This is a genomic window from Tenacibaculum sp. MAR_2009_124 (genome assembly GCF_900105455.1).
GTDB lineage: Bacteria > Bacteroidota > Bacteroidia > Flavobacteriales > Flavobacteriaceae > Polaribacter.
In genome coordinates this window covers 381,586-393,969 of sequence record NZ_FNSF01000001.1, presented here as the reverse complement: position 1 = coordinate 393,969, position 12,384 = coordinate 381,586, and the positions used below count along the sequence as shown (strand labels likewise).

The window sequence follows — 12,384 nt, the reverse complement described above, 5'->3', positions numbered from 1 at the left end:
TTATTCTATTTATAATTTATTTAGTTTTTCTAAACATTAACCACAATCCGATTAATACTAGAGGAATACTTAATACTTGTCCTGTGTTTAATGAGTTCCACACCCAGTCTTCTCGTCCTTCTACTTGAGCCTCTTTGAAGAACTCTATAAAGAAACGAAGCGACCACAGCACCACCATGAATAATCCGAATAAGAAACCTGTTTGATTTTTTTTATTTGTTTTCCAATAAAAATGCCACAAAACGAAGAACAATACTAAATAACTAAACGCCTCAAACAATTGTGTTGGGTATCTTGGTACCGTTTCTCCTGCCCTCTTAAAAATAACACCGAAACTACTCCCTGTTGGTTTTCCATAAATTTCAGAATTAAAGAAATTTCCAAACCTGATAAAAAAGCCTGCTAAGGCTACCATAATTCCCAATCTATCTAAAATAAACAACCATGGCTTTTGCAAGTGTTTCTTAGCGTAAAAATAAAGTGTTATGGGAATAGCAATAGCAGCTCCATGGCTAGCAAAGCCTGTAAAACCAGTAAACTTCCATCCATCAAGAATTCCAAAAAGTGCAGAAGCTCCTTCTTGTTTTTTAAATGGTATAATGATTTCTAATAAATGATTTTGATAATAATCCCAGCTATAAAAGAAAACATCTCCTAAACGCATCCCTATCAACATCGATACGAATACGTACATAAAAAGAGGGTCTAATTTCTCAACAGAAATTTTATCTTCAATGTATATTTTTTTCATTAAATGAAGACCTAGAATAAATGCTATCACAAACATTAAACTATACCATCTAATTCCAAAACCTCCAATTTTAATAATTTCAGGATTTATATCCCAAACAACAGATAAAAAATTCATGTATATTATTCTTTTTTATTTTTCTTATCAGGAACTGGGTCATAGCCACTTCCTCCCCAAGGGTGACAACTTAAAATACGTTTAATTGCCAACCATCCACCATAGAAAAGTCCGTGTTTTTTTAGAGCATCTATTGTATAGTGCGAACAAGTTGGTGTATATCTGCAACTTGACGGTGTATATGGAGAAATAGCCGTTTGGTAAAAACGTACCAAAAGTATAAACGGGTATGTCAGTATTTTTTTCAATTAATTTATAGTGAATGTTGTTCCTTCTCGCCCATCTTTCAATTGTACACCTAAAGCTAACAATTCATCACGTATTTGATCTGATAAAGCCCAATCTTTATTCTCTCTAGCTTCTTTACGTAGCTTAATCAATAATTCAACCGTACCATCTAATGTTTTTGTATTTTGTTTACTCGTCTCAGAGACTAGCCCTAAAACATCAAAAGAAAAAACATTAAGTGTATTCTTAAGCACTTCTAAATCGTCAGCAGAAATTGTAGCTTTCTTGTCTTTTAACAAATTCACAAACTTAACAGCGTCAAATAAATGCGCTATAAGTATTGGTGTATTAAAATCATCATTCATGGCATCGTAACATCTCTGTCTCCAATTACTAACATCAAATTCAGAAGTTGTTTTTCCTGCACTAATTTCTTTTAAATTTTTAATAGCCTCCATTAGCTTGTTAAATCCTTTTTCAGAAGCTAATAAGGCTTCCCCTGAAAAATCTAAAATACTGCGATAATGTGCCTGCATGATAAAAAACCTCACAACTCCTACACTAAAAGGTTTCGGTAGAATGTTGTTTTCGCCTGTTAAAATTGCTTCAGGTAAAATATAGTTCCCTGATGATTTTGCCATTTTCTGACCATTTAATAACAGCATATTTGCATGCATCCAATAATTGACTGGTTGCACACCTGAACAAGCATGAGATTGTGCTATTTCACACTCATGATGTGGAAACTTTAAATCCATTCCACCTCCGTGAATATCTATTTGCTCTCCCAAGTATTTTGAACTCATTACAGAACACTCGAGGTGCCAACCTGGAAAACCTTCACCCCATGGAGACGGCCATTTCATTATATGACGATCATCGGCCTTTTTCCATAATGCAAAATCTTGAGGGTTTTTCTTATCCGACTGACCATCTAATGCTCTTGTGTTGTTAATTGCATCTTCAATAGTTCTACCAGATAAAATTCCATAATTACTATCCTCGTTATACTTTTTCACATCAAAATATACCGAACCATTTACTTCATAAGCCAATCCTTTTTCTTGGATTTCTTTGACCATTTCAATTTGTTCTACAATATGTCCTGTAGCCGTTGGTTCAATACTTGGAGGTAAAAAATTGTACAACGCCGTTACTTTATGAAAATCTACAGTATAACGTTGAACTACTTCCATAGGTTCAATTTCTTCTAAACGAGCTTTTTTCGCAATTTTATCCTCTCCTACATCGGCATCACTTTCTAAATGACCTGCATCGGTTATATTACGAACATAACGCACTTTATATCCTAAATGTAACAGATAACGAAAAACCATATCGAATGACATAAAGGTTCTTACATTTCCTAAATGTACATTACTATATACTGTAGGTCCACAAACATACATACCTACCCTTCCTTCAGTTACAGGTTTAAAAACTTCTTTGTTTTTTGATAATGAGTTGTAAATTTTAAGTTTGTTTTCCTTCAATAATTCCATAGGTATAGTTGCATTTAACAAACGCTAAGATAGGCACTTTATAGAGAATAGAGAAATGGAATTATAGTGAAGTTTTTGTTAAAAAGGTTTACTTATTCTTGTATAAATCCCCCATACTATAATTTCCCTTTTGGACTATTTTTATTGACTCTAACACCATCTTAAATGGTCTGTTTTTACAATCTACCTATACAAATCTCCTTGTAAATACTTTAATCCTGAATCGCAAATAACGGTGACAATTTTTTTTCCTTTTCCTAAAATTCTTGCTCTTTGTAATGCTGCCCATACATTAGCACCTGAAGTTACCCCTCCAAATATACCTTCTTTATTAGCTAAAGCTCTTGCGGTAGTATAAGCATCTTCATCTTTCACAGCGATAATATAATCCGCTAAATCTAGCCTGCAAATCTCTGGAATAAAACCAGCTCCCATTCCTTCTAACCTATGAGTTCCTGAAGTATCTCCTCCTGATAAAGTTTTCACATTAAAAGGTTCAATTGGGATACACTTAATGGAAGGGATTTGTTTTTTTAAAATTTCAGCATTTCCAGAAAAACAGCCGCCTGTTCCTACACCAGCTATGAATTCATGAATATCATTCCCTAAATCATTCAAAATTTCTTCCGCCATTGTATGATACGCTTTTTTATTATCTGAGTTTCTAAACTGATTCGTGTAAAATGCATTTGGCTGATCTGCAATTTCTCCTACTCTTTTAAGAGCCTTATCTATAATATTAGCAGTAATTTTTCCATTTTCACTCGGAATCAATTCCAATGATGCTCCAAAAACTCGCATCGTTTGGAGTTTCTCCGCTGCAAAAGCATCTGAAGAAACAAAATGTGCTTTATAACCTTTCGACGAACATATCATTGCCAAGGAACTTCCCGTACTTCCTCCAGTATAATCAACGACGGTGCCTCCAGGTTTTAGCTCTCCTCTTTTTTCAGCTCCTTCAATCATAGAAAGTGCCATTCTATCTTTCATACTTCCAGAAAGGTTAGCTCCTTCATATTTCACATAGATGTCGGCCATATCTTTGTCAACTATTTTATCTAGTTTAATTAATGGCGTATTTCCTATCCCTTTCATTAATAATTCATTTAATTAATTCCGATTAAGATAGTTAATTTCTAATTTTCAATAACTCTGCTTTTAATTTTTCTTTTTCCAATGTTTCATTTTCACTTAAAGTCCCTTCCATCAAATTCGATCTCTCATAAGGATCGCTCATCAAATCATAAAGCTGTTCTTGCCCATTTGAATCAACAATGAGCTTAAAGTTTCCATTACTAATGCACCAAGCATCTTTAGAATCACTATTCATTTCAGAATATTGATACTCTCTAATTTGATTGTTTATTGAAAATAATGATTTAAAACTCTTACTATCATTAATTTCATTAATTGATACCCCAGCTATTTCAGCTAGAGTGGTATATAAATCGGTACTGGATACTAAGCTATTATCACTTCCTGTGCGAGAGACTCCTGCTCCTGACACAAGAATTGGAGTATTAATTCCTCCTTGATACAATGTTCCTTTTACTTTACTAGATTCATAAGGAGATTGAGTCGCTTGATTCGGTGTTCCATTATCACCAAGAACAATCACTGTTGTATTTCCTTTTTCTTCAGAAGACATACTATTTAAAAGTCTACCGATTTGATAATCCATTGCCTCAATAGCTGCCAAATAATAAGGTAAAACATCAGTCCCGTTATTATATTCCGCCAACCCTTCTTGCGAGTGCATTTCGTTTGGAGGTAAATGAAAAGGCGTATGAGGGGCAGTATAAGCTAACCATAAAAACCATGGTTTCGATTGCTCTGCAATCCAATCAATAGATAAATCCGTAAACTTTTCAGTAATATAATTATTCTGAGTGGTTACACTACCATCTTCGGTTAACTCCCATTGATAGTAGTCGGAAGTTCCTGAAATAATACCTGCAAAATAATCGATTCCCAAACTTTCAGGATTAAATGTACGGTTATTTCCTCCCGCTAAATGCCACTTGCCTACAACAGCGGTGGCATATTCGTTATTAGTTTGATTGCTAATGTATTTTTGAAGAATTGTTTCTGAATTACTTAAAACATCACCCGCCCATTTTATTCCTGTTCTATATCCATACTTACCAGTTATAATTGAAGCTCTTGTGGGAGAACATGTTGGGTACACCCAAAAATTATTGAATAATAATCCATTATTTCTAAGTTCATTTAAATTCGGGGTATTGGGCTTAATTACCCCTTCAGAATATCCAGAAAGAGCATCTTTTCCTAAATCGTCTACAATAATTAATAAGATATTGGGGGTTTCTTCGAGTGAAGGCGTTGGTGTAGAATTAGAAACCTCGCCGTTATCATTTCCGCAGGAAATTAAAAAAAACAAAGCAATAATTAATAAGGTAGATTTTTGCATAAAGTTTAATTTTTAAATGGGTCACTATATTTTTCATCAGATAACATTTCATAATCAGTAAGTGTTTCTAAAAACGCTACCAATGCATCTTTTTGTGCTTGATTTAGGTTAAGTCGTATAGGATTGTCATCCGACCCTAAAAGTGGCGGTCTTAAATTCGTATGCTTTTGAATTCCTGAATTATAAAACTCAACTACTTCCTTTAAAGTAGCAAATCTTCCATCATGCATATAAGGTGGTCTTATGGAGATATTTCTTAAAGACGGGGCTTTGAACTTCCCTATGTCATTTGCGTTATTTGTGGTTTCATTAATTCCTAAGTCATCGGTAGAAACAGCATCTAAGCCATTGGTTACCGATGTTGTCGTTCCGAAAGGTCCATTTGGTATTGGGCCAACAAATGCCTCAGAAACATGACAGCCAGAACAGTTTACCCGATCTCCACTCGTTGTCGTTATCGGTAAATAAAATAAAGATTTCCCTTGATTTTCCTCTTGTGTAAATCCTGGAAAATTATCCGTTGGTGATTGTACTTCGCTCCTCGCAATATCATACTTTGAAGTAGTGCTAACCATACTTCTAATAAATTGAGACAACGCTCTTCCTATCTTTTCACTAGAAATGGTTTCGGTTCCAAAAGCGGCTTCAAATAATGGCGGATAATAGGATTCATTACGAACTATTTCTTCTAGTTTTGGAATTGTTAATCCCATTTCTACTTCATCTTGAAATGGCATTAGCACCTGATCTTCTAGAGTAGCGGCTCTTTCATCCCAGAAAAATTTACCCGTGTAGTAGAATCTAGCATTGGTTAGTCCCATAGAATGTCTTCTTGTTCTACCACCATCAAATCCTTCACTTAAAACATCAGTATCAGAAAAACCAACTTCTTGCTTATGGCATGACGCACATGCTACAGTTCCATTAGCGCTTAATTTTTTATCATAAAACAAAACCCTGCCTAAAGTAGCTCCTTCATCAGTAATTGGATTATTTGCAGGAGTATTATCAAAGTCTATTGCAGCATGTTGAAATGGAGATTGAGAACTAAATGCGTTACTCGTATAATGGGCTGGTAATGGTATATTGGCATAATTGAAATATTCATTTGGTAGATTTAGATCTTCTAACGGATCTTGTTCTATCGGAGTATAAGTATCGCTATCTTCTGAGCATCCTACCATTAATAATAAGAATATAATCAAACAACTTACTACAGCTTTTTTCATTGGTATATATTTTTGTAAGTTCCATAAACCAAAAGAACTTTATAATAATAAGCACTTATTGTATATCATTATAAATGATGGTTTCAAGTAGAACGGTGTTACAATTTTCTTTGACCCTAAATTTTCAAAAAAGTTTTATCCAATTATTCTTTTAAATTAAAACCAATAATTTTTGGGATATTATTTTGGAAGTTAACATCAAACAATGAGTAGTAAGCTTCAAATAGCTCAAAAAAGTTACGAAAAAAACGTCAATTAGCCAGTATTAAAAAAGTATATTTCACTTATTGGTAAAACCTATTGCCAACGAACTATAGATAATGGAACTTCATCAAAAAAAAAGTTTCGCCTAACTAAAAAACACTTGCTACAAGATTATTTCAAATATGTTTGACAAGTAATTTCGAAAAAATCTCATCATAAACTATTTTTGAAATTGAAAAAGAACTCAAAAATTGAGTTCTTTTTTATTTTTTTAGAAAAAACAACTTCAAATTTAGCTTCAATTAAAATAAATAGAAAAAATTATAAATTTATAATTTTAAAAGACTTATGTTTGCACCGTTCATTGAGATCATCTATTAATTTTAAGGTATTATTTAGTAATTAGTCTTTTGAGTTTATACTCTTCTTGCCCTTTTTTATTTCATTATTCCTTTATTGTTTTTAGTGTTTTTATAGCATTAGATATACTCATTATTCTTATGAATCATGATAATTAATCGTGCTCTTCATGAACAGAAAAATAATTTAATAATATAAAATTTAATACCCATGCAAGAAGGTACAGTAAAGTTTTTTAACGATTCAAAAGGATTTGGATTTATTACATCAGCAGAATCAGGAAAAGATATTTTTGTTCACAATTCTGGTTTAATCGATGAGATTAGAGAAAATGATAGAGTTAGATATCAGACTGAACAAGGAAAAAAAGGTTTAAACGCCGTTAACGTTGAAGTTATTAGTTAATTAGTCGACTCACTAATTAATTATATTTTTATTATAAAATGTTATAATTAAAATTAGAGATTGCCAGTATAACACTGGCAATCTTTTTTTTTGCACACAAAGAAAACAAATAGTATCTAATCCGTTCGTCTACGAATTAGAGGCATTGATCTTTCAAAAGGTTGAATACAACTTTTTTCTATGTAAACAACCTTTTTTAATCCTATTTTTAAGGTATTAAATAAAGATACCCCCCGAAATTATTTAACCTTAAAATGAGAAAACGAGCTTACGGATAAACTCTTTTTCTCATTTCTTTTTCTACTTGGAAATTTCGTTTTCTATACGTCCCTTCGTTTTTTTTGCTATTCCTCTTAAGTCGACATCCTCTTTTAAATAATTTGTATGCATTTCCTAATCTTGTTAATCATTCTTCTAGAAGTTCTGCAGAACTATAGCTGTACTTATGTATTTTTTATTTAACGAAATAAAACGTCGTACTCATCGATTAACCGATCGTTTAATGGTTTACCCAACTAGTTATCATACTCGTCTCCTAAACTAAACTAGGCATCTAAAACATGAAAAATAACGTTCAAACCTTCCTTACTTTTGAAGTGTACTTAATAAAGAGATTCCCTAAAACACAGATTCCCTTAACATAAAAAAGAGCTCAAATATTGAGCTCTTTTTATATTTACTGCGTCCTAAAAATAACAAAATCGGAGATTTTCTGTTATTATTTTATCCAATTCCCCAGATAATGGCTTAGGAACATAAGCGCTAACTATATTGAAGTTTTTATCAATCACAATAAAGCGAGGAATTGAGTCAACTTTGCTAATTTCTAGATGATTCTGAAATATTATAGGTTAATTGGAAGTTCAAATATAAAATACTTTCCTTCTTTAAGAGGAGCTCCAAAAGTCTTATGTATGAGTATTAGTAGATTTCCATTTTCTTTTTAGCACTTAAACCGCTATTATTTATAATACGCTTGGGAAACGGGAAACGTTTTTTACTTTTTTAATTAATTAATTAATTTAGCCATTAAAAGTATCTCTTTATTAATTACTTTAGCGTTTTCTTTTTTTGTAATTATGGAACCGTGATTACCATTAATATAAAAGTGTTTTCCTTTAGAAGATAAATTTTTTAGTTCTTTTTGCATCTCGAACCATATTTCGGGATCGCCAAATTGTTTTTTTGCTGTAAAAACTAAAACAGGTAATGAATCTAATTTACTTACTTGACTTGTTCTTGAAAGAATAGCCTTATTTATAGTATTCTCCTTTAAATATCTACGATAAATTTTCCCCGAATAAGAAGTGAGATTCTGTTTACGATTCTGACATTCTTTTGGTAAATTATCATCCATATATTTTGGATTACTTATTGAATTATAAACTCCCATTATTCCCATATCGGAAAGGACTGCAAGAGTTTTTATTAAACTGATTTGATTTTTTTCAAATAATCCATTTTCAGCCAATCGTTTCCATTGTTCTGGATGACTTGAGTCTAGAAAAACCATCCCTTTTACTTCATCTGGATATAGGTCTCTGAATATTCTATTATAAGGACCACCCATTGAGTGACCAACTAATATGTAAGGAGGCTTTTCACCGTTTTTTTCCAGTAAATTGTGCAATTGGTGAGCATAAATTTCTGGTGTAATACTATCTTTACTTGATTCGCTAAACCATTTCCCTTCTCTATCATAACGTACAACTCTCATATTTTTTTTCAAACCTTCTGCAATCCAATGAAACACGTCTGTGTCATTTCCAGCACCCGATTCAAGGACAAGAGTTGGTAAATTATTTTTGTTCCCTTCTGCTCTTATATGAAGTTTAGTTCCTTTTACATCAACTAATTTTCCTGGTAGAATAGGTTTCGTATTAAATAATCGAAAACATAATCCTGATATCAATATCAGAATTACAATTCCTGCTAATATTTTACCAATCCACTTGAATATTTTCAGTATTAATTTCATCGTAGTTTTTAATGTTTTACAACCGGTTTGTAGTCGAGTAGATACAGGAATTTTCATCCTAAACCTCTCACACGGCTTTTATACTACAAATCTAAAAGAATATCATCCAATGATGATATAAATACGGAAACTGTTTCCGTATAGTTTAAAAAAAATTAGAAAAGGAAAGGTAAAAGCTACATCTATAGAACACAGGAATAGCTTATATAGGTGTTTTTTTAGTCTTTACTGACCATACATATTCCTACGGAAAAATTAAAAGAAGAATTTTAAAAATAATCTATGAATTACAACTATTTATCAGATTGCTAGTTGATCACTCAATAAAACATTTGCATAAAATGCGGTGATATTATTCAATTAAAAAAGCCTATCTACATCGTCTTTACTTTCAATTGAGAATACTTCCCTTTAATTTGAATTTTATTATCCTTTGATGTCAAATTAAAATTTCCATTCAATTTTTTATCTCCATTTTCAATCGTGAACTCTTTTGAAGATCGAGTCGGGTAAAAAGAAGATTGCTCTTGATTTGTATATATGATATGACCGTCAATTTCGGCTCCTCCAATTATAGCATTGGAATAGTTCAAATAAACCTTAAATGTATTATACCCTTTGTGAACCTTTTGAATATCTAAATCTCCGAAACTATTGCTTACTTGAACATTTCTATATAAGTTTTCTATCAAAACATCAGACGATTTTGATTCTACTATTGTTTCGGTAACCGATGCTAATTGAGCATCGGTTACATTATTTAAAAATAAAGAACAAGTATTTAATGAATTGATTATTACCGGAGAAAATGAAACATTTAATTTCCCTCCGTTAATTGCATCTGCCTTAAACGAACCATAACTAACTTTACCAGAAGCTTTGGTTTTCGGCAACTTCACCTTACAGTGGCGTGTATTTAAATCGAAAGTAGCTCCTTTTGGTACTTTAATAATTATTCTTTTATTTATCTTAACCTTTTTCCCATTTACAAACAAATCATTCGAATCTCCTGGTGGAAAAGAATACACAAAAGAATTTCCATTTTTACTAACTAACCTCGCCTTTTCTATAGATTCTCTTCTTTCTTTGGAGTTAATTTTTTCAATTACTTTTCGAGCCTCAACAAAAGCCTTTCTCTGCTCTATCAAAGCCTTTTTCTGCTCTCGGTTAGCTTTCAAAAGCTCTTTTTTATGCTCTTTCATCGCCTTTCTTTGCTTTTCTCTAACTTTACTTAATTCTTTTGACTTTGCTTTGAGCTCTTTTTTAATTTTTTCTTGTTCTTTCTTTAGCTTTTTATATTTCTTCGATTTCTTGAACTCTTCCCATTCTTTTTTTGAACGAATTTTCACATCATTTACCCCGTCTTTCCAATCAAAAAAATAAGTATTTCCGTCTATCGCATATTTATCAAAATCAAACTCCAACTCTTCAATTTCAGGAATAATAATTTCTCCAAAATTTATCTCAGGAACAACAATCAAATTCTCCATCATTTCAGAACTCATGATTTCTCCAAAATTTATTTCAGGTATTTCTATAATATCAGCTCCTTGAGGAAATACATGTTCTCCTTCATTGAAAACAATAAAATTATCTTTACCAAAAGACTTAAATCTTCCTTTATCTGCTCTTACTTCAACTTTCGATTTATTTCCTAAAACCTCAAATTTCCAATTATCTAAATATTGTTGAGCCTTCTCTTTATCAAGCCCTTCTATTTCTATAACGGCTTCAACGGATACTTCATTTTTGTTCCAAGTAGTTACCTCTATTTCGGCATTTGAAGCATTTATATCTATTGTTACATCTTTATTCGTATAAAACTTTTCGTTAAATTTCTTTTCTACTTTTTGCGCCCAAATTCCGCTTGTTATCAACAATAAGAGCACACTTAATTTAAATGGTTTGAATGTCATTTTGATTTGGATTTTTAAATTCATGTAATTGTTTTTGCATACGTTTTAACAGCTGTAAACGTAATTGCAGATTCCCAATCAATGCATTGATAGTATCATCGTTAATCCCTTTTGTATTGAGCTCATCGGTTAACGACTTATATTCTTTAGTTAACCCCTCTAATTGAGAAATATAACCATCAAATAATTCTTTATTTTCTTCAGTTAACTCTAATTGACTTAACTCGTAATTAATTGTATTTATGTAATATGATTCTACAGTTTTTAATTCTGGAGAAATACTTCCTAAACTTATACGCTGGGTACTAATATCTAAACTTTTATCAGTATCCTGAGCAGGCACCGGTTCAATAACAGTTGTATTTATATACACTTGAAAAGTTACTCCTAATAATAAAGCTATTGATGCCGCTACAAATAACCATTTATATGAAAACCTTTCCTTTTTCTCTTCATGAAGTTCTTTCGTTAATCTCTCTTGAAAACGATTTCTATGATTCTGAGATAATTTCTCCTTATTATCTACGTTATTCTTTAATACTTCCCTAATATCTTTATGCATAATATGAGGTTTTTAAATATTCTTGTACTTGTTTTTTCCCTCTCATTAAATGAGTTCTAGAAGTAACTTCCGAAATTCCTAAAATTTGTGAGATTTCTTTATGATCATAGCCTTCTAAAAGATATAAAGTAAGTACTATTCTATATTTTTCTTTCAACTTATTAATACAACTAACAATTTCATCATACCCTACTCTTGATGTTACTTGCCAATTATCATCATCATCAATAACTGTTGTTATTTCTTCATTTATAGGAACAACTGCTAGTTTTTTCTTCTTTAACCAATCAATACTTTGATTAATAACAATCCTTTTCAACCAAGCTCCAAAAGTAACCTCTTCTTTATACAAATGTATTTTCTTAAACGCTTTAATAAAAGCATCTTGCATTACATCCTCAGCTTCATAAGTATCCTTTACATATCGTAATGCTATTGTATACATCCCGTCACAATATAAATCATACAGCTGCATTTGCGCTTTTGCATCATTTAATTTGCAAGCCTCTATTATGGGCTGATGAAGCTGTTTAGTCACTCTCATTTTTGGTTTCTTGTTCTAATAGACGAGATATTTTTTTGTTCGTTGCATTTTCCCTAAAATTTTATTTTTAAATTTACATTATGTAGCGTACATATGAAAATAAGTCTTCTTCTGCTCGAATTTAGATTAGAAAAGAGTTTTCACTTTTTATGACCAT

Annotated in this window: 11 protein-coding genes; 1 reads left to right on the top strand and 10 read right to left on the bottom strand. The window is 31.7% G+C overall.

Annotated elements, in window-relative coordinates:
* Positions 1 to 16 precede the first annotated feature (16 nt).
* The 6 genes from lgt to BLW23_RS00980 all read right to left on the bottom strand — a co-directional run bounded on the left by lgt (position 17) and on the right by BLW23_RS00980 (position 6,258).
* Positions 17 to 868 (bottom strand): prolipoprotein diacylglyceryl transferase, encoded by an 852-nt coding sequence (lgt, locus tag BLW23_RS01005; RefSeq protein ID WP_093667393.1) that lies wholly within the window; start codon positions 866 to 868, stop codon positions 17 to 19.
* A 5-nt stretch (positions 869 to 873) separates the two neighbouring features.
* Positions 874 to 1,116, bottom strand: a complete 243-nt coding sequence (yidD, locus tag BLW23_RS01000) for a membrane protein insertion efficiency factor YidD (RefSeq protein ID WP_093667392.1) — start codon at positions 1,114 to 1,116, stop codon at positions 874 to 876.
* Positions 1,117 to 2,598, bottom strand: coding sequence for a cysteine--tRNA ligase (cysS, locus tag BLW23_RS00995; RefSeq protein ID WP_093667391.1), 1,482 nt, complete (start codon positions 2,596 to 2,598; stop codon positions 1,117 to 1,119).
* 183 nt (positions 2,599 to 2,781) lie between these two features.
* The gene (locus tag BLW23_RS00990; protein ID WP_093667390.1) at positions 2,782 to 3,693 is read right to left on the bottom strand and encodes a PLP-dependent cysteine synthase family protein; all 912 of its coding nucleotides are present in this window, start codon (positions 3,691 to 3,693) and stop codon (positions 2,782 to 2,784) included.
* Between the two features lie 34 nt (positions 3,694 to 3,727).
* Positions 3,728 to 5,029, bottom strand: a complete 1,302-nt coding sequence (locus BLW23_RS00985) for a sulfatase-like hydrolase/transferase (RefSeq protein ID WP_093667389.1) — start codon at positions 5,027 to 5,029, stop codon at positions 3,728 to 3,730.
* A gap of 5 nt (positions 5,030 to 5,034) precedes the next feature.
* The gene (locus BLW23_RS00980) at positions 5,035 to 6,258 is read right to left on the bottom strand and encodes a cytochrome-c peroxidase (protein ID WP_093667388.1); all 1,224 of its coding nucleotides are present in this window, start codon (positions 6,256 to 6,258) and stop codon (positions 5,035 to 5,037) included.
* 774 nt (positions 6,259 to 7,032) lie between these two features.
* Here BLW23_RS00980 and BLW23_RS00975 point away from each other — a divergent pair.
* The gene (locus BLW23_RS00975) at positions 7,033 to 7,227 is read left to right on the top strand and encodes a cold-shock protein (protein WP_093667387.1); all 195 of its coding nucleotides are present in this window, start codon (positions 7,033 to 7,035) and stop codon (positions 7,225 to 7,227) included.
* Between the two features lie 1,009 nt (positions 7,228 to 8,236).
* On the opposite strand, the gene BLW23_RS00970 is transcribed toward BLW23_RS00975, so the two are convergent.
* The 4 genes from BLW23_RS00970 to BLW23_RS00955 form a co-directional block, all read right to left on the bottom strand.
* Positions 8,237 to 9,205, bottom strand: a complete 969-nt coding sequence (locus tag BLW23_RS00970) for an alpha/beta fold hydrolase (protein ID WP_176829723.1) — start codon at positions 9,203 to 9,205, stop codon at positions 8,237 to 8,239.
* 374 nt (positions 9,206 to 9,579) lie between these two features.
* Positions 9,580 to 11,145, bottom strand: coding sequence for a hypothetical protein (locus BLW23_RS00965; RefSeq protein ID WP_093667385.1), 1,566 nt, complete (start codon positions 11,143 to 11,145; stop codon positions 9,580 to 9,582).
* Positions 11,102 to 11,683, bottom strand: a complete 582-nt coding sequence (locus BLW23_RS00960; RefSeq protein ID WP_093667384.1) for a hypothetical protein — start codon at positions 11,681 to 11,683, stop codon at positions 11,102 to 11,104. The genes BLW23_RS00965 and BLW23_RS00960 overlap by 44 nt, the downstream gene beginning before the upstream one ends.
* Positions 11,676 to 12,227, bottom strand: coding sequence for an RNA polymerase sigma factor (locus BLW23_RS00955; protein ID WP_093667383.1), 552 nt, complete (start codon positions 12,225 to 12,227; stop codon positions 11,676 to 11,678). Before BLW23_RS00955 ends, BLW23_RS00960 begins: the two co-directional genes overlap by 8 nt.
* Positions 12,228 to 12,384 lie beyond the last annotated feature (157 nt).